At 70.6% G+C, this 17,299-nt stretch carries 16 protein-coding genes; 13 read left to right on the top strand and 3 right to left on the bottom strand.

Going from position 1 to position 17,299, the window contains the following annotated elements; translation table 11 throughout:
• Position 1 precedes the first annotated feature (1 nt).
• The 6 genes from RJT50_RS14605 (at position 2) to RJT50_RS14580 (ending at position 6,406) form a co-directional block, all read left to right on the top strand.
• Entirely contained in the window at positions 2-1,171 is a 1,170-nt protein-coding gene (locus RJT50_RS14605; RefSeq protein ID WP_313692280.1) for an ABC transporter ATP-binding protein, read from the top strand.
• Between the two features lie 85 nt (positions 1,172-1,256).
• On the top strand, positions 1,257-1,529 hold the full coding sequence (locus RJT50_RS14600; protein ID WP_313692279.1) for a hypothetical protein: 273 nt from the start codon (positions 1,257-1,259) through the stop codon (positions 1,527-1,529).
• A 740-nt stretch (positions 1,530-2,269) separates the two neighbouring features.
• Positions 2,270-4,501, top strand: coding sequence for a BGTF surface domain-containing protein (locus RJT50_RS14595; RefSeq protein WP_313692278.1), 2,232 nt, complete (start codon positions 2,270-2,272; stop codon positions 4,499-4,501).
• A gap of 151 nt (positions 4,502-4,652) precedes the next feature.
• A complete protein-coding gene (gene artA, locus RJT50_RS14590; protein ID WP_313692276.1) occupies positions 4,653-5,690 on the top strand; it encodes an archaeosortase A in 1,038 nt (345 codons plus the stop codon).
• A 77-nt stretch (positions 5,691-5,767) separates the two neighbouring features.
• Positions 5,768-6,079 (top strand): DUF433 domain-containing protein, encoded by a 312-nt coding sequence (locus RJT50_RS14585; protein WP_313692274.1) that lies wholly within the window; start codon positions 5,768-5,770, stop codon positions 6,077-6,079.
• A 3-nt stretch (positions 6,080-6,082) separates the two neighbouring features.
• Positions 6,083-6,406: a DUF5615 family PIN-like protein gene (locus tag RJT50_RS14580; protein ID WP_313692273.1), complete on the top strand. Its 324-nt coding sequence runs from the start codon at positions 6,083-6,085 to the stop codon at positions 6,404-6,406.
• Between the two features lie 21 nt (positions 6,407-6,427).
• On the opposite strand, the gene dph5 is transcribed toward RJT50_RS14580, so the two are convergent.
• Entirely contained in the window at positions 6,428-7,237 is an 810-nt protein-coding gene (gene dph5 / locus RJT50_RS14575) for a diphthine synthase (protein WP_313692271.1), read from the bottom strand.
• Positions 7,238-7,491: 254 nt separating this feature from the next.
• On the opposite strand from dph5, the gene RJT50_RS14570 reads away from it, so the two are divergent.
• The 7 genes from RJT50_RS14570 to RJT50_RS14540 all read left to right on the top strand — a co-directional run bounded on the left by RJT50_RS14570 (position 7,492) and on the right by RJT50_RS14540 (position 14,239).
• Positions 7,492-8,499 carry a nicotinate-nucleotide--dimethylbenzimidazole phosphoribosyltransferase gene (locus RJT50_RS14570; RefSeq protein ID WP_313692269.1) on the top strand — a complete coding sequence of 336 codons (1,008 nt, stop codon included), beginning with the start codon at positions 7,492-7,494 and terminating at the stop codon, positions 8,497-8,499.
• 16 nt (positions 8,500-8,515) lie between these two features.
• Positions 8,516-9,418: an adenosylcobinamide-phosphate synthase CbiB gene (gene cbiB / locus RJT50_RS14565; RefSeq protein WP_313692267.1), complete on the top strand. Its 903-nt coding sequence runs from the start codon at positions 8,516-8,518 to the stop codon at positions 9,416-9,418.
• Positions 9,409-10,155, top strand: coding sequence for an adenosylcobinamide-GDP ribazoletransferase (gene cobS / locus RJT50_RS14560; RefSeq protein WP_313692265.1), 747 nt, complete (start codon positions 9,409-9,411; stop codon positions 10,153-10,155). The genes cbiB and cobS overlap by 10 nt, the downstream gene beginning before the upstream one ends.
• The gene (locus tag RJT50_RS14555; protein WP_425499736.1) at positions 10,155-10,718 is read left to right on the top strand and encodes an NTP transferase domain-containing protein; all 564 of its coding nucleotides are present in this window, start codon (positions 10,155-10,157) and stop codon (positions 10,716-10,718) included. The genes cobS and RJT50_RS14555 overlap by 1 nt, the downstream gene beginning before the upstream one ends.
• A gap of 192 nt (positions 10,719-10,910) precedes the next feature.
• A complete protein-coding gene (locus tag RJT50_RS14550; protein WP_313692261.1) occupies positions 10,911-11,921 on the top strand; it encodes an aminotransferase class I/II-fold pyridoxal phosphate-dependent enzyme in 1,011 nt (336 codons plus the stop codon).
• On the top strand, positions 11,914-12,666 hold the full coding sequence (locus RJT50_RS14545; protein ID WP_313692259.1) for an adenosylcobinamide amidohydrolase: 753 nt from the start codon (positions 11,914-11,916) through the stop codon (positions 12,664-12,666). Before RJT50_RS14550 ends, RJT50_RS14545 begins: the two co-directional genes overlap by 8 nt.
• 70 nt (positions 12,667-12,736) lie before the next feature.
• Complete coding sequence (locus RJT50_RS14540; RefSeq protein WP_313692257.1) at positions 12,737-14,239, top strand: cobyric acid synthase; 1,503 nt, start codon at positions 12,737-12,739, stop codon at positions 14,237-14,239.
• 48 nt (positions 14,240-14,287) lie between these two features.
• Here RJT50_RS14540 and RJT50_RS14535 read toward each other — a convergent pair whose 3' ends face one another.
• Entirely contained in the window at positions 14,288-15,898 is a 1,611-nt protein-coding gene (locus tag RJT50_RS14535) for an alkaline phosphatase family protein (protein ID WP_313692255.1), read from the bottom strand.
• 125 nt (positions 15,899-16,023) lie between these two features.
• Positions 16,024-17,115 (bottom strand): GNAT family N-acetyltransferase, encoded by a 1,092-nt coding sequence (locus tag RJT50_RS14530; RefSeq protein WP_313692253.1) that lies wholly within the window; start codon positions 17,113-17,115, stop codon positions 16,024-16,026.
• Positions 17,116-17,299 lie beyond the last annotated feature (184 nt).

The following is a 17,299-nucleotide window of genomic DNA, read 5'->3' as shown; positions in this document are numbered from 1 at the left end:
AATGACAACTGTCACAGTAGCAAACCTCCGGAAGGAGTTCGACGACGTGCTCGCGGTCGACGGGATCGACCTCGCCGTCCGGGATGGCGAGTTCCTCGTCATCGTCGGCCCGAGCGGCTGCGGGAAAAGTACGACTCTCCGACTGCTCGCGGGCCTCGAGTCGGCGACCGACGGCCGGATCGAGATGGGTGATCGGGACGTCACCGCCGTGAAGCCGAAGGATCGAAACATGGCGATGGTGTTCCAGAACTACGCGCTGTACCCGCACATGACCGGACGGCGGAACATCACCTTCGGCATGAAATCGAGCGGCGACTTCACCGACGAGGAGATCGATCGACGGGTCGAGGACGCGGCGGCGACGCTCGACATCACCGACCTGTTGGATCGCAAGCCGGAGGCGATGTCCGGCGGCGAACGCCAGCGTGTCGCGCTGGGGCGGGCGATCGTCCGCGACCCCGACGCGTTCCTGATGGACGAGCCGCTCAGCAACCTCGACGCGAAACTCAGGATTCAGATGCGCGCCGAACTCGCCCGACTCCACTCGTCGCTCGGGACGACGACCGTCTACGTCACCCACGACCAGACGGAAGCGATGACGCTCGGCGAACGGGTCGTCGTGATGAACGACGGACGGATCATGCAGGTCGACGAGCCCCAGACGCTGTACGACTTCCCCGCCAACCGGTTCGTCGCCGAGTTCATCGGCGATCCGGCGATGAACATGATTCCAGTGGCGCTCGAGGACCGGACCGTCGTCCACGACGCGTTCACCCTTTCGCTCCCGGTCGACGAGGAGGGGTATCGACCGGATCGGAACGGCGAGCGTGACACTCGAATCGGCGACCGTCACCGTGCCGTCCTGGGCGTCCGGCCCGAGGACCTCTCCCTCGACGATGAGCGTCCCAGCAGCGACGCCGGGACCATCGACGCCGAGGTGAACGTGACGGAGCCGCTCGGTGATAGCCTCCTGTTACACTGCTCCATCGGGGACACGTCATGCAAAATCGGTGCCGAGCCGCGCGCGGAGATCCGAGCCGGTGAGACGGTTTCGGTTGCGTACGATCCCGATCGGCTCCACCTCTTCGACGTCGAAACCGGTGAGGCGCTCTATCACTCCCAAGTCCACCGCTCTCCGGGGAAGCGAACACCTCGCCGGAGTCAGGGATAGCATCGAAGCGGCGGACCGATCGATGCCGTAGACCGATTCGCGAGGCCGATCTCGGGTCGGACGTGGTCGAATCGTCCGCTCAGTAGTGCTGCGAGCTGACCGAAACGTCTTCCTGATACAACTGACTGACTACATCGGAAAAACGGACGACGGCTACTACCACGTCCTCGGCGAACGGGAGGACGTCCGACGATACGTCTCTAGCCTCACCTCGGTAAACCGGATGTTCGGTCGCCACCGCGACGAGGGAGCGACATCTGAAGAACCTGAGAAACAGATCGGTGACGGTCGCACTGACGAGGAACTCGATGCAGAACTCACAGCGCTGGAAGACGACAGGGACGACGTAAACGAGTAAGCTGTCAGCAGGTGCTGTTTGCTGGGCACGATCCCGAGAGCATTCGGGAGTCCGCGGAACTGGTGGATCGAGACGACAAGCAGGCCCATCGGAACCTCTCTGACTCGAGGACGTCGGCGTCATCGAGTTCGACGGCGGCGGAACTGGCCGGGCGAAGAGTGAGTCAGGAAGTAGTAGGCTGCGTGTCGGTTCGCGGCGGCCAGCGGATCGGTGTCGACAGTTGGGGCCGTGCGGGGGTTCAGTGCGGACAGCGACCCGTCCCGTCGCCGCACCCGACTGGTGAACGCCCGTCGTTTCCTCGTGCTTGGCCGGCGGCCACGCGCGCCCGCACGAAGGAGTGCACTGACGACGGGAAGCCTGACAGGGAGTCCCCCGAGCGCGACGACGACCGGCTCTCCTCCCCGCAGTCCGTTCGAATGCGGTCGTTTCTCGACGACGGACCGGACTCGGACCGGCCACTGGCCCATGGTTACCACTCGCATGCGAGTCCCCGACGAGCGAAGCGCGACACAAAGTACTTGTACCGCTACCCACCCAGAACCGCTCTCGCGCTCGAAATCGGGTGTGTGAAGCGTTCACTCGCCCCTCGCCTCACCACAAGACATTTATAACGAGCGCATGTCGTTGAGATGTACCCCTACCCATGGTGGCAGCAGAAAGTACCCCCGGCCGAGTCCGCTTCGCGGGCGCTTCGGTGAAGGTGGGACGAAAGCTGTTGTCGCCGGATGACAGACACAATCATGACAGAAACAAACAATAAGATCCGCGCGCTGTTCCTGACAGCGCTGATGGTCTTCTCCGTGTTCGCCATGACGGTAGCCTTCGGTGGCTCCGCCGCGGCGGCGGTCGGCAATCAGTCCGACCTCACACGCGATGCGGAGATGAACACGGGATCGACGTATTGGGCAGGACAGCAGGTCCTGATTGACACTGGTGACGACAACGCCAGCGAATCGTGGCAGGTCCGTTCGGTCGACACGGACGCGCCGAACAACATTGGTGGACTCGAAGAGGAGTTCACCCTCGACGAGAACGGAACGGCCGTCATCGACACGAGTGACCTCGACGGTACCTACGTCGTCGTCAACTCGACCGGTGACCCGATTACGTTCACCGACGGCGATGCCGACGGGCACGAGACTGACGCTAACGACGCGTCCTTCGAGGTTGCTCCGATGTCGCTGACCACGGAGTTCGCCGACGATGAGGCCGGCAACGCCGGCCCGTCGAACTCCACGGAGCTCTCGATCTCGTCCAACCGCGGTAGCTACAACGTGACCATCTCGTCCGAGGATCTCGATGCTGACGAACTTCACGAGATCTTCAACGACTCGGCTGCGGCGAGCATGACCGTCGACACCGGTACCGACGGTGACGACGACGCCGTCCAGCTCAGCAACATTGACGACGGCGACTACACCGCCAACTTCACCGACATCGACGCCGGGAACTACACGTTCACCGTCGATGCCACCGACACGACGGCCTCCGACACGGCCAACATCACGGTGAACGACGTCAGCGGCGGCGCGACGTCGTTCGAGACCAGCACCATCGAAGAGGAGCAGGGTGACATTGCGACGTTCAACGTCTCCATCTCCGGTGCGGCCGACACGGCGTCGGTCACCTTCGGTGACTACAGTTCGATCGGCTACCAGCTGAACTTCACCGCGGAGGACGGCAGCGGTGACGGTCAGGTTACGGTCGCCATCAACACGTACGCGGCGGGTAACCCCGATTCGACCATCGACGAGGTCGTGTACGCGACCTCCGAGGACGACTCGGTCACCAACCGCGACGAGGCCGGTACGGGCGAACTCGGCTCGGTTCTCGCGACCGGTAACTACCGGCTCGGGACCGCCGCGAACGCGAACCAGTACGTGAGCGCGATGGACGATCCCGACGACGTCGGGACGCTCGTCATCCGCGAACGGTCGACGAATAGCGCCACCATCTGGACCGCTCCCAGCACCGACCTCGACACCGACGACGACGAGGACGACGCTGTGGGCATCGACGACCTCGAGGCACGGATGGAGGGCGGCTCGCTCACCGAGAGCGACGAGATCGCGCTCGGCGACTACGTCGTCGTGCAGGTCTCCGCCACGGGTCTCAACGGTACGGCCCAGCTCAGTGCTGCGAACTTCACCGGCGATGAAGAATTCGGCGGTGACCTCACGGTCGAACAGACCGGAAACATCGGGAACTTCCAGCCGAAGGCCCTGAACGTTTCCGCAAGCCAGGGATCCATCTCGCTGTTCACCGATCAGGACTCCGACTCCTACTACATCGCGTTCCAGACCGACGAGGTCCAGTGGAACCGGACGGTGAACAACGAGAGTGTCACGCCGTCTGACGGCGAGACCTACGAAGCGACCTACACGGTCGAGGACGACTTCCTGCTTGGCAGCACCGACTCCGACGACCACCAGTCGGTCAACACCACGTTCGACACGGCCAGCCGGACGGTCTCGATCGACGATGACCCGGTTAACGTCACCGTCGGTACGAACCAGACCGTCAGCGGCACCTCGTCTCTCGCGCCCGGTAGCGAGATTCAGGTCCGCGCCGAGTCCGACGACGGCGTCCAGCCGGCGTTCTTCAAGTCGGCCACCGCCGTGGTCCAGCCTGACGGCACGTGGAGTGCCGAACTCGACTTCAGCGAGCAGAGCACCGGTGACACCTTCACCGTGGAAGCTGACGCTTCGAACGTCGACACCGTGACCGCCGACGGCAACGTCGTCGAGACGCTCGACACCGACACGACGGCACCGCCGACGACGGAGCCGCCGACGGAGCCGCCGACGACGGAACCGCCGACGGAGCCGCCGACGACGGAACCGCCGACGGAGGATCCGGGTACGGAGCCGCCGACGGAGCCGCCGACGACCACGACGACGCCCGGCTTCACGGCCGTGCTCGCTCTGATCGCGCTCATCGGCGCTGCGTTCCTCGCGACCCGTCGCGACTAACGTGAACCACGACTGACCGGCGTTACCGGTCATTCATCCGCTTCACGCGGACCCTTTCTTTCGACCCAACCCCCCGACCAGCGACGGCGTACCCGCCTGACCCGAACGGAACAAGACAAGGGCTTTAGGAGCCCGACACGTCGCGTCGACCATGCAGAGCGCCCTCCTCGACGTCGCCACCGACGTCCTCCTCGCGGCCCCCAACGCCGCGACCGACGCGCTCGCGTGGCTCGTCGTCCTGACGTTCCTCGTCGGGGCGGGGATGGAGTGGGCCGCCAGGACGGGCCGGCTCGACGCCGGATACGTCCGGACCGCCCGCGGCGTCGTCGCCGGCGCGTGGGCCATGTTCGCGCTGTTCTGGCTCGTGCTGTTCCCACACTTCGCGTTCGCACAGAAGAGCTACGTCGAGGGGATACTCGCCATCGTCGCCGTGCCGGCGTGTCTCTACGTCGCCAAACTGCTCTGGGAGGGGCGCGACTCGCTGTTCGTCCTCTCGCGTGCGGTCGCCGGCATGGGCCTGGTGTACCTCCCGTTCGAGACGATCCCCTCCGTCTCGCTGTTCGGCACGGCCTACCCCGCCCCGAAGGCGGCCCTCATCCGGACCGTCACCGTCCAGACCGGCGTTCTCATCCGGCTGCTCGGCTACGACCCCGAACTCGTCCGCGGCCCCGAGCTCGGCTACCTGAACGCCTTCCAGTTCACCACCGCGGGCGGGCACACGCTGCTGTTCGAGATCGTGCTCGCGTGCACCGGCCTGGGGAGCATCGCCATCTTCGTCGGGCTCATCGGCGCGGTGCGTGCCCCGCTCGGCAGGAAGCTCCGCGGGCTGGCGATCGCCGTCCCCGTCATCTGGTCGCTTAACCTCGTGCGCACGACGTTCATCGGCGTCACGTTCGGCAACCAGTACCTCCAGGTGTTCGTCGACGAGGTGCTGTTCCTGTTCGGCTCCTCGGACCCGTACATGGTCTCGTTTTTCCTCTCGGATCGGGTCATCAGCCAGGTGCTCGCGGTCGTCGCGCTCGTGGGCGTCACCTACCTCGTCGTCCGCGAACTCCCCGAACTCCTGACGGTCATCGAGGACGTGCTGTATCTCGTCACTAACGAGGAGTACGACCTCCACGGCTCGCTCGACCTGCCCGAAGAGTCCGCCCGGGGGCCGATGCGGACCGACGGGTCGGACTCCGAGTAGTCGCAGCGTTCCGGGCTTGCACTCTCGTGAGCCGACGGCTCCAAACTGTTAACACGGCTCCGGGTCTATCCCATGCCATGGCCGGGATCGTGTGCGACGATGCGGTCCGCTCGGGCGACCCCCACATCGAAGGGACTCGTGTCACCGTGCTGGATCTCAAGCGGCGCGTCATCGACAACGACGAGGACCCGCACGTCGTCGCCGGCGAACACGACCTTTCGATCGGCGATCTCTTCCGGGCGCTCGCCTACTACTACGACAACCGGGACCGCGTCCGTGACCGCGAACAGGAGGCGGAAGTAACGCGCAGTGAGGGCGAACGACGAACTCGACAGCTTCTCGAGGACGTTCGCGGGGACGATTCGAACACCGCCGAACGGGCCGACTGAGTGATGCGGATTCTCGCCGATACGAACGTCCCGGAGGAGTACGTCTCGGCGCTTCGCGGGGATGACCACACGGTCGTGTTCTCCCGTGAGGTCTCGGACCTCGGGCCGGAAGCGACGGACGCATCGATACTCGAGTTCGCGGAATCGGACGGGTGGGCGATTCTCTCGACTGACGTGAAGGATTTTACCGACCGTGATGCTGGTGTTCCGGTGTTCGTCGCACCACAGGACATGTCGGGGGGAAGCGTCCGGGCGGCGATCGCACGTATCGACGCGATGCCGTTCGACCCGGCCGACGTGGAGCCGCTCTGGCTCTCGTCGGTTTGAGACGCCCTCCATGGCCGATCGTCAGCGCTCGGGGAGAATCTCGTCCGGACAGCCGGCCAGCGTCCCGACCGCCTCGGCTTCGAGGTGGTGGACCTCGCCCGGAACGACGAGCATGTGGAGCGGGCCGCCGAACTCCCGCTCGGAAAGCGAGGCGAGCGTGTCGGCGGCGACGACGGGGTCGGGACTGCCGGCCCGCGCCACCGCGACGCCGAGCGCGTCCGGATCCCAGTCCGCCGCGAGCATCCCCGCGGCCTCGCTCGCGGTCATGAACTCGTCGGGCTCGCCCTCGGCGGGGCCGGCCGGCGAGGAGCCGGCGACCTTGATGTCGAGATACACCAGCGTGTGGAGCCCCCGCTCGCGGTTGTCCTCGATGCCATCGACGACGCTCGCGGGGACGCCGTCCGCGCCGTGGGCGTACGGGAACGGGAGCGTGACGGCCTTCCCGAAGCGGTAGTTCTGCAGGCCGGTGAGCGACGAGGCGGCCGACTGGGCGGTGACGCCGTGGATCACCCGCGTGTCGACCCCGCGTTCGGCCGCACGCATCCGCAGATCGACGTGGGTCGTCGAGATCATCGTGTCGCCGGCGGTGAGAAACGCGACGTCTTCGGATTCTGCCGTCTCGAGCATCGGTTCCGGGTACTGTTCGACGCCCGCCCGGTCCCGTACCTCGATCTCGACGCCGTGGTGGGCCTCCAGGTCCGCGACCGTCGCGCCGACGAGCCGGCTCGTGTAGAACTCGGCGAACACGCGGTCGGCCGCCCGCAGCGCCTCGCGTCCCTCGACGGTGACCGAGCGCTCGTCGTGCAGGCCGAGGCCGATGAACGTGAGCATTGCCGGATCTGGGGCGGCGGGGCGCTTGCCGGTTTCGCTTGTGGACGGCTCGTCAGCGTCGCCCATCCGCGGCGGCGACCCACGTGAGCGAACCGAGCCGCCGGGCCGCCTCACAACTGTGCATCGGCGAGCCACCCGCTCCGAAGACCCATGCCAAGCTTTACGCCCGCGTCCGCTCTCCCTCGATTCGAACGCAGTCAGTCGCACATGTCCGTCACCGACGCTACCACGCGCCCGACCGGGGGAGCCGCCCGATGAGGGTCGTCCTCGTCGGCGGGAGCACCGCCACCGCCCGGATCGACGGAATCAGCGCCGCGGGCGCGGACCCGGACCTGATGGCACACACGCCGAGCGCGGACCTGGAGATCATCGAGTACGGACGGCCCGTCCGGTCGCCGGTCGTGCCCGTCAGCCCCTCCGGCTGTCCGACGCCCGCCGTCCTCACCCGCGCCGCGCGCGACCTGCTGGGCTTCGACGTCCTCGCCGTCGACGCCGGCCTCGCGCGCCCGACGGGAGCCCCGACCGTCGAGTTCGGCGGCGAACCGGGCGGGGACATCCGGGACCCGAACCCGGTCCCCGACGCGAAGCGGACGTTCGAGGCGGCCCGGAAGTTCGGACGCGGCCTCCCGGACGAGGAACTCGCGGTCGGCGAGACGATCCCCGGCGGCACGACCACCGCGATGGGGGTGCTCGTGGCGCTGGGCGAGCGCGCGACCGTGTCCTCGTCGCTCCCGGAGAACCCGCTCGCGCTCAAACGCGACGTCGTCGCGGACGCGCTCGAATCGAGCGGCTTCGCCGAGGGCGACGCGGCGGGCGACCCCGCCGGGGCGGTTCGGCAGGTCGGCGACCCGGTGCTCGCCGCGGTGGCCGGGCTGACGGTCGGCGCGGCGGAATCCGGGACGTCGGTGACGCTCGCCGGGGGGACGCAACTGGCGGCCGCCGCCGCGCTCGCCAGGCACGCGGGCGTCGACGCGCCGCTCGAACTCGCCACCACCTCGTTCGTCGCCGCCGACCCGACGGCGGCGATCCGCGACCTCGCGGCCGACCTCGACCTCGAGGTCACCGTCACGGACCCCGGATTCGATCGTCTGGAGCATCCGGCGACGGACGCCTACGTCGCCGGCGAGGCGAAGGAGGGCGTCGGGATGGGCGGCGCGCTCGCGCTGGTCGCGGAATCGGGGGTCCCGATGGCCGTCCTCCGCGAGCGGATCGTCACCGTGTACGACCGACTGCTCGCGGACGCGCCCGCGGTCGAGCCATGAGGGGCGCGGAGGGACCGTGGGGCTGACTGCCGCGTCGACGGTCGGCCTCGCGCTGGCGCTCGACGTGCTGTTCGCGGAGTTCCCGGCCCGCGTCCACCCGGTCGCGCTGTTCGGCCGGCTGGTCGAGCCGTTCGACCGGCGCTGGTCGAGACCGAAACTCGTCGGCGCGCTCCTGACGCTGTTCCTCCCGCTCGGGGCGGCAGCGGTCGCGGGCGGCGCGGTCCGGCTCGCTTCGCTCGCCGGCCCCGCGTTCGCGGCGGCGCTCGCCGCGCTCGCGCTGTTCGGAGCGACGAGCCTCCGAATGCTGTACGCGGTGGCTGTGGACGTGATCGACGACACCGAGGGGGACCTCGATGGTGCCCGCGAGGCCGTCCGCGCGCTCGTCGGGCGGGACGCCGCGGCGCTCTCGGCCGGCCAGCTCAGGAGCGCGGCCGTCGAGAGCGCCGCGGAGAACCTCGTCGACGGCCTCGTCGCGCCGCTGTTCGCGTTCGCGCTCGGCGCACAGCTCTCGCTCCCGGTCGCGGTCGCCGCCGCAGTCTGGGTGAAGGCGGTGAACACGCTCGACTCGATGCTGGGCTACCGGTCGAAGCCGGTCGGCTGGGCGAGCGCCCGCCTCGACGACGTCGTCATGTGGGTTCCGGCGAGGCTCGGCGCGGTGCTCGTCGCGCTCGCGGGCCGGCGTCCGGGTGCCCTCCTTCGCGCGCGCGCCTGGCGGGCCGACCCGCCCTCGCCCAACTCGGGGTGGCCGATGGCGACGCTCGCGACGCTCCTCGACGTGCGACTGGAGAAGCCCGGCGTCTACGTGCTACACCCGGCTGCCGAGTTGCCGACGGCCGCGCGGGCACGGCGCGGGATCCGGGTCGTCGGCCTCGCCGGTCTGTGCTCGTTCATCCTTGCCGGGGTGGGCGCGTGGTTCTGACCGCGCTCCGGGGCGCGCTCGGCTTCCTCTCCCGGCTCCCCGTCGGCCACGACGACGAGGCCTGGGCGGCGTTCGCGCGGACGCCCAGCGCCTTCCCGTTCGTCGGCTACGTGCTCGGCCCGCTCGTCGCGCTTCCGCTGCTCCTCCCCGTGCCGCCGGCGACGGCGGCGCTCCTGTTCGTCGTCGGCGTCGCGGTCGTCACCGGCATCAATCACTTCGACGGCGTCGCCGACCTCGGCGACGCGGCGGTCGTCCACGGCCCCACCGCGGAGCGGCGCGAGGTCATGCGGGACACCGTCGTCGGCGTCGGCGGCGCGGTCGCGATCGCGGTGATCGTGCTCGGGCTCGCCACCGCGGGCGCCGGCCTCGTCGGCCTCCCCGCGAGGGCGCTCCCCCTGGTCGTCGCCGCCGAGGTGGCGGCGAAGGCGGCGATGGCGACCGTCGTCTGTCTCGGCTCGGCGACCCACGAGGGGCTCGGCTCCGCACTCTCCGAGCACGCGAGCGCTCGCTCCCTCGTCCCGGTCCTCCTGCTCGCCGCGCCGGCGGCGCTGCTGACCTGGCCCGGCGTCGTGCCCGCGGCGGCGACGCTGGCGACCGGGCCGCTCGTGGCGCTCCTCGTCCTCCGGTGGGCGCGGGCGACGCTGGGCGGGGTGAGCGGCGACGTGATCGGGGCGACGAACGAACTCGCGCGGGTCGCCGCGCTCCACGTCGGGGTGGTAGCGTGGACGCTCTCGTGATGTGTGGCGGGCGCGGGACCCGCCTCGACGCCGACGCGGAAAAGCCCCTCTTCGAGGTCGGCGGCCGCCCGATGGTCGACCGGGTGCTCGACGCGCTCGCCGACGGTCGCGTGGAGACGACGCACGCGGTCGTCTCCCCACACGCGCCCCGGACACGGGACCATATCGACCGGATCGCGGCCGGCGCGGACGCCGACTGCTCGATCATCGACGCGCCGGGCGAGGGCTACGTCGCCGACCTCGGGGACGCCCTCGAGCGGGTCGAGCGCCCCGTCCTGACGGTCGCCGCGGACCTCCCGCTGCTCGACGGCGACGCGGTCGACGCCGTGCTCCGGGAGTTCGCCGGCGACTCGCTCGCCGTCCGCGTCCCCGTCGCCGCCAAGCGGGCGCTGGGCGTGAGCGTCGACGCGAGGCTGACCGACGGCGACCGGGACCTGCTCCCCGCCGGCGTCAACGTGGTCGCCGCGGGCGACGAGGAGGACGCGTTCACGACCGACGACGTCCGGTTCACGGTCAACGTGAACCGTCGCCGGGACGCCCGCGTCGCGGAGGCGCTGCTGTGAGGCGCGTGCCGTCGACCGGCGTCCGCCTGCGTCCCTTCCTCGGACCGGCGCGTCCGCACGCAAGCTTTCAGTCGGTGGGGGCGAATGGGAGGCGTGTCCACATGATCGGTCGAGTCGACCGTCACGAACGCCTTCCCCCGTCGGCGGCGATGCCGCGTCGCCCCCCCGCACGACTCACGGGAGGTGGCACGCGTGCGGCGTGAGACGGCCCGCCGGGTCGGCCGCGAGCCACACGGGAGCAGCGACGACCCCGACGTGCTGGATTTCAGCGCGAACACGAACCCGCGGACGCCCGACGGCGTCGAGGCGGTCTACCGCGACGCGTTCGAGCGCTCGCGTTCGTACCCGGCCGAACCGCCGACGGCGTTCCGGGAGGCCGCCGCGGAGTACGTCGACTGCGCGCCCGAACGGGTCGTCCCGACGCCGGGCGGGCTGGCGGCGATCCGGCTCACTGTCGCGCTGACGGTCGGGGAGGGCGACTCCGCGCTGGTGCCTGCCCCCAGCTTCGCCGAGTACGCCCGCGAGGTGCGCCTCCGGGGCGGCGAGCCGACGTTCGTCCCACAGGACGAGATTCTGGATGCCGATCCGTCGGGACACGCGCTGGCGGTCGTCTGCACGCCGAACAACCCGACCGGGAACGCCTCCGACCCGGACGCGCTCGCGGCGTTCGCCGCTCGCTGTCGTGGGGCCGGGACGCCGCTGCTCGTCGACGAGGCGTTCCTCGGCTTCACCGACCTGCCCTCGCTGGCCGGAACCGAGGGCGTCGTCGTCGCCCGCTCGCTGACGAAGCTGTTCGGGCTGCCGGGCATCCGCACGGGCTTTGCGGTCGCCACGGGGGAACTGCTTGAGGCGCTGCGTGCCGCGCGCCGGCCCTGGAACGTGAGCGCCCCCGCGCTCGCGACGGGCGCGTTCTGCATGGAGCGGGACGACTTCGTCGCGGCCACGCGCGAGCGGGTTCGCACGGAGCGCGAGCGGCTGCGAGCAACCCTCGCGGAGCGGTTCGCGGTGCACCCCTCGCGCGCGCCGTTCCTCCTGCTCGACGTCGGCGACCGGGACGTCGAGGCGGTCCTCGCTCGCTCGCGCGACTCGGGAATCGCGCTCCGGGACGCCACCACCTTCCGCGACCTCGACTCGCACGTCCGGGTCGCCGTCCGGCTGGCCGAGGAGAACGACCGGCTGCTGGAGGCGCTTTCGGATGTTTGAGACGGCCCTCGCGGACGGCGTGTTGCGACTCGCCCGGCCGGGGACGACCTGGCTCTCGACGGGCTGGGACGGCGGGTTCGCGGACGCCGACGCCGCGTACAACGTCACGGTGCCCGAGGGGTGGGACCGGACCGACCTCGACGCGTACATCGAGCACCGACGCGAGCGCGCCGGGTTCGAGGCGGCGGGGCCGACGCTGCTCACCGGCGTCGAACAGCGACACGCGAGGGGCGCGCGGCTCGACCCGGCCGTCGCGTACGCGACCGCGGGCCTGTCGAACCCGGCGGCGCTGCCGATGGAGCCGGCCGGCGACGGCGGGGACGGTGCGCCAGAATCCGCCGACTTGACCGGTCCGGCCGATTCGCCCGATTCGACCAAATCGTCGGACCCGCCCGATGTCGGCACGGTCAACGTCGTCGTCGGGACGACGCGGCGGCTGGACGACGCGGGGCTGGCGACGCTGCTCGGCGTCGCGGTCGAGGCGAAGACGGCGACGCTGCTCGCCGAGGCCGGCGTGCCGGGGACGACGACCGACGCCGTCGTCGTCGGCAGCGACGCGGACGGCGAGCCCGAACCGTTCGCCGGGAGCGCGACGGCGGTCGGCGCGGCGGCGCGCGCCTGCGTCCGCGACGCGGTGCGGGCCAGCCTGCAGTCGCGGTACGCCGAGCGGGCGCGTCCCGGCTCGGTCGCGGACGCGGAGTACGGCGTCGTCACCGGCCGACGTGCGGAGGTGTTCGCGCCGTGACTCGCGGCGCTCGGTTCGGCGGTCGCGCTCGGACCGCGGGGCGCCAGCACCGGCGGGGGGTCGGTGCCCGATGACGCGGACGCTGCTCGTCGCGGGGACGGCGAGCCACGTCGGCAAGAGCACCGTCGTCGCGGGCCTCTGTCGGCTGCTCGCGGACCGCGGCGTCTCCGTCGCGCCGTTCAAGGCCCAGAACATGAGCAACAACGCCCGGGCGGCCGCGACCCCCGAGGGCGGCTGGGGCGAGATCGGCGTCTCACAGTACGTCCAGGCCCGGGCCGCGCGGGTCACGCCGACGACCGACACGAACCCGGTGCTGCTCAAACCCCGCGGCGACCGGGAGAGCCAGCTCGTCGTCGACGGCGAGGCGGTCGGCCACTACGAGGCGGGGACGTACTACGACGAACACTGGGAGCGGGCGCGTCGTGCCGCGGCCGCCGCCCACGACCGCCTCGCGGCCGAGCACGACGTCGTCGTCGCCGAGGGCGCCGGCAGCATCGCGGAGATCAACCTCCACGACCGCGACCTGGCGAACCTCGAGACCGCCAGGTTCGCCGACGCCGACGTGCTCCTGGTGGTCGACATCGAGCGCGGCGGCGCGTTCGCCAGCCTCTACGGGACGGTCGAACTCCTGCCCGGGGACGTCCGCGAGCGCGTGGTCGGCGCGCTCGTCAACAAGTTCCGGGGCGACGTGTCCCTGCTCTCGCCCGGCATCGAGGAGTTCGAGTCGATGACCGGCGTCCCCGTCGTGGGCGTCCTCCCGTACGACGACCCCGGACTCCCGGCCGAGGACAGCGTCTCGCTGCCCGCCCCCGGAGGGACCGCGGTACGGGGCGCGGACGACGGCGTCGCCGCCGACCGAGCGGTGACGGTCGCGGTCCCCCGGCTCCCCCGCGTCTCGAACTTCACGGACCTCGAACCGCTGGCGCGGGAACCAGGCGTCCGCGTCGCCTACGTCCCGCTCGACGACGACCTCTCGGGGGCCGACGCGCTGGTGCTCCCGGGGACGAAAAACACCGTCGACGACCTGCTCGCGCTCCGTGAGGCCGGATTCGGCGACGCGCTCGCGGCGTTCGAGGGCCCGGTCGTCGGCCTCTGTGGCGGCTACCAGCTGCTCGGCGAGCGGCTCACGAACGCGGCCGTCGAGGGGACGACCGGACGGGACGACCTCGCGGGATTCGGACTCCTCCCGGTCGAGACCCGGTTCTCCCCGGACAAACGGGTCGAGGCGGTGACCCGCGAACTCGACGGGAGCGGCCCGCTCGCCGGCGCGCGCGGGACGGTGACGGGCTACGAGATCCACATGGGCGAGTCGATCCCGGTCGGCGACGTGGACCGGCCGCTCGGCCCGGGAAGCGCGGCGACCGAGCGCGCCCTCGGCACGTACCTCCACGGGCTGTTCGAGAACCGGATCGCCCGCGACGCGTTCCTCGACGCGGCGTTCGCGGCGGCCGGGACGGACCGCCCGACGCGGTCGGCCGACGAGCACGCGCCGTTCGACGCCGCCGCGGAACTGATCCGGACCCACGTCGACCTCGAGCGCGTCGGCCTCGAACGCGCCGACCCCGGTCGGTAGCGCGCGTCACGACTTCTCGGGAGGAAGTCGGCGGGGAGAAGATTCCGCTCAGTCGATGTATCCGAGCCCCCGCAGCCGGTCCTCGACGCCGTCGCGCGCCTCCTCGTCCGTGGATTCCTCCCTGCGGGACCGTCGGGTGGCGTCGTCCTCGTCGTCGATCCGGACGGCCCGTTCCGCGGGCCCGGAGCCGTCGGCGAACGTCTCCGTGAGGACGCGGCCGTCCATCTCGGCCGGCACCGGCTCGCCGAGCGCGTGCAGGAGCGTCGGCGCGACGTCGACGACCGACGCGTCGGTCGGCGCGCCGCCGGGCTCGAACTCGGGTCCCCGGGCGAAGAAGACGCCCTCGGAGCGGTGGTTCGCCGCCTTGGCGTCGCTGTCGACGAACACGTCGTCGTTGAACGACGTCGCGGACTCGTAGCCCGGCCGGCCCTTGACGACGAGGTCGGGCGACCGCTCGTCGGTGGGGAACAGCTCCGCGCCGTCGTGGACGACCAGCGCCCGCTCGCCGGTCTTCGGGTCACGCACGTCCGCGAGCAGCTCCGCGACCTCGCGTTTGACCGACGCCACGTCGCCCGGCTCCACCCGCCCGTCGGTGAACCGCTCGGCCGCGTTGACGTACACGTTGCCGGGGCCGTGGACGAACGCGTCGGTCCGGGTTCGGTCGATGTCGTACAGCGCGTGGTCGCCGGGAATCTCCTGGGCCACCCGATCGACGAACGACTCGGGGAGGTGGTCCACGAGCGTGCGGTCCTCGATGCCGACGCGGTCGAGCCACGACCGGACGGCGTCCTTGGTGACGCCGAGCCGGGCGAGTCGCCCGCGACTGCCCGAGTCCCGACGACGGGCGAGCAGGCCGGCGCGTTCGAGGATCAGCGGCACGGAGACGAACTGCTCGACGGGACCGAACCCGTGATCTGAGACGACGTACAGTGCCGCGTCGAACCGGTCGGCGTACGCCATCACCTCGCCGAGGATGTCGTCGAGCTGTTCGTAGTGGTCGAGCAGCACGTCCTCGTCCCAGACGAGGTGCTGGAGGCGGTCGGGGGCCGTGTACACGAAGAAGAACAGCCGCCAGTCCTCCCGCTCCATCTGGAGCCGCATCAGCTTCCGTCGGGCGGCCAGCAGGTCGGCGAGCTCCGCCCGGAACTCCTCGGGCCGGTCGCCGTACTGCTCCCACTCGAGGCCGATCCGGTACTCGGGGATCTCCTCGCGGACCCGCTCCAGGAACGAGTCGGGATGGCCCCAGCGGTCGTTGACGCCCGGGGCCATCATCCCGGCCGCGAGGGTGCCGTCGATCTCGGGGGCGGGGTAGGTCATCGGCACGTTGCCGACCATCGACGGGGAGAGCCGCTCCCACAGCGCGGGCTGGCGGAGGTCGTCGCTGGAGTACATCCGGTGGGTCCCGTCCCGGGAGAGCTTCTGGAACCCGTAGATTCCGTGTTTGTCCGCGTTGGTCCCGGTCGCGATGGAGGGCCACGCGAGCGGGGTCGTCGCGGGCGTCGTGCTCTCCAGGGGGCCTGCCGCCCCGGTCTCCAGCAGTTCGGCGAACGCGGGGAGGTCGCCCCGTTCGGCCCACTTTCGGAGCATCCCCCACGGGACGCCGTCGAGCCCGAGGACGAACGCGCGCGTCGAGCCGTCGGAACCGTTGTCGTCAGTCATGGTGTCGTTCGTGGTGGCACTGCCCGGACCAACCGCATTGTTATCGATCCCGTTACCTCGCGTAACGTCCGGCTATCCCGGGACGACCGAGCGGCTCGGGGTCCACATCGGGTGTCTTCCCGTCCCTACCCGGTGTCGAGCTCCGCGAACGTCATCCGCCAGTTCTCCGGTCGCGTCACGTCCAGCCCCTCGATCTCCCAGGCCGACAGCGACCGGACGGCGTGCATCCGCGGCTGCTTCAGGTACGAGACGGGTGCGCGGTCGTCGCGGCGGAACCCGAACCGCCGGAGGAGCGTCCGATCCAGCACGCCCGAGGGGGCGACGAACAGTTCCGAGTCCGCGTTGTCCGACTGGACCCGATCGAGCAGCGCGGCGACTTGCTCGGTCCGCTCGTCGCCACGGAGCGGGACCACGTCGACGACCCGGGTCACGCCCTCGCTCACGCCGGCCCCGTTTCGCGGGACGGCGACGACCATCCCGACCGGGTCGGGGTCGCCCTCGGTCACGTACGTCGTGTACGCCCAGTCGGGGTTCTCGAAGCGCCACCGATAGAACGGTCGGTCCCGGACGGTGTGGATCGCCTCCGGCACTCGCCGTCGGTAGATCGACGCGAGCGCGTCGGCAGGCACGCCCGACGCCCGCCGCACCGACACGTCGGACGACCTCGACGCCATCGCCTGCCGGAGCCGGTTGTAGCCGGCGACGACGGGCGTCGAGACGGCTCCAGCCAGCCGGAGTCCCGGGTTGTCGGTCCTGGACGCGACGAGCGTCCCGACGTCCTCGATGCGGTAGTGTCGGGGGTCCTGCCCGACGACTCGCCAGCCGAGCTTCCGGTTGCCCGAGAGGGTCGCCTCGTTCGGGAAGTTGAAGAAGAACGCCGGCTCCTCGCGCTCGTACCGGTCGATCGCCTCCTCGGTCATGCGGGTGAACAGTCCCCGGCGCCGGTGGGCCCGCCGGACCATCGTGTCGCACGGCTGCAGCGCGGCGTGCCGCCGGCGGCCGACCGACATCGGGAGGGCGAAGAACGAGCGGGCCCCGACGAGCTCGCCCTCGTGCTCCGCGAGGACGATCGGGACGTGATCCACGTAGGGGTTCGACTCGTACTTCCACTCGAACCAGTCCTCCCCCCGCGGTCGCTCCCCCAGCACGTCCTCGTGCAGGTCGAGATACCGCTCCCGATCGTCGGCTCGATACCACCGGATCGTGTTTCCCTCCATGCGTGATCCGCGTAGGGGACCCCACGCCGGTCGCCTCCCTTGTTATGGCTCCCGTACCGTCGTGTGAATCCTCGCCGGCTGCCGTCGAGCCGTCGGCTCACCGGCGGACGCCGGATCGGCGGACGTCGAGCCGTCGGCTCTCGACGCCGGACGCCGACTGGTCGTCTCACCGCCGGGCACGTTG

The organism is Halobaculum sp. XH14 (assembly GCF_032116555.1).
GTDB lineage: Archaea > Halobacteriota > Halobacteria > Halobacteriales > Haloferacaceae > Halorarum > Halorarum halobium.
The sequence above is the reverse complement of the archived record's forward strand: the minus strand, read 5'-3'. Positions and strand labels throughout refer to the sequence as shown.

Coding starts and splice junctions, on each gene's coding strand:
- RJT50_RS14605 (WP_313692280.1), top strand. CDS start 2: ATGACAACTGTCACAGTAGCAAACCTCCGGAAGGAGTTCGACGACGTG.
- RJT50_RS14595 (WP_313692278.1), top strand. CDS start 2,270: ATGACAGAAACAAACAATAAGATCCGCGCGCTGTTCCTGACAGCGCTG.
- artA (WP_313692276.1), top strand. CDS start 4,653: ATGCAGAGCGCCCTCCTCGACGTCGCCACCGACGTCCTCCTCGCGGCC.
- RJT50_RS14585 (WP_313692274.1), top strand. CDS start 5,768: ATGGCCGGGATCGTGTGCGACGATGCGGTCCGCTCGGGCGACCCCCAC.
- RJT50_RS14580 (WP_313692273.1), top strand. CDS start 6,083: ATGCGGATTCTCGCCGATACGAACGTCCCGGAGGAGTACGTCTCGGCG.
- dph5 (WP_313692271.1), bottom strand. CDS start 7,237: ATGCTCACGTTCATCGGCCTCGGCCTGCACGACGAGCGCTCGGTCACC.
- RJT50_RS14570 (WP_313692269.1), top strand. CDS start 7,492: ATGAGGGTCGTCCTCGTCGGCGGGAGCACCGCCACCGCCCGGATCGAC.
- RJT50_RS14555 (WP_425499736.1), top strand. CDS start 10,155: ATGTGTGGCGGGCGCGGGACCCGCCTCGACGCCGACGCGGAAAAGCCC.
- RJT50_RS14545 (WP_313692259.1), top strand. CDS start 11,914: ATGTTTGAGACGGCCCTCGCGGACGGCGTGTTGCGACTCGCCCGGCCG.
- RJT50_RS14540 (WP_313692257.1), top strand. CDS start 12,737: ATGACGCGGACGCTGCTCGTCGCGGGGACGGCGAGCCACGTCGGCAAG.
- RJT50_RS14535 (WP_313692255.1), bottom strand. CDS start 15,898: ATGACTGACGACAACGGTTCCGACGGCTCGACGCGCGCGTTCGTCCTC.
- RJT50_RS14530 (WP_313692253.1), bottom strand. CDS start 17,115: ATGGAGGGAAACACGATCCGGTGGTATCGAGCCGACGATCGGGAGCGG.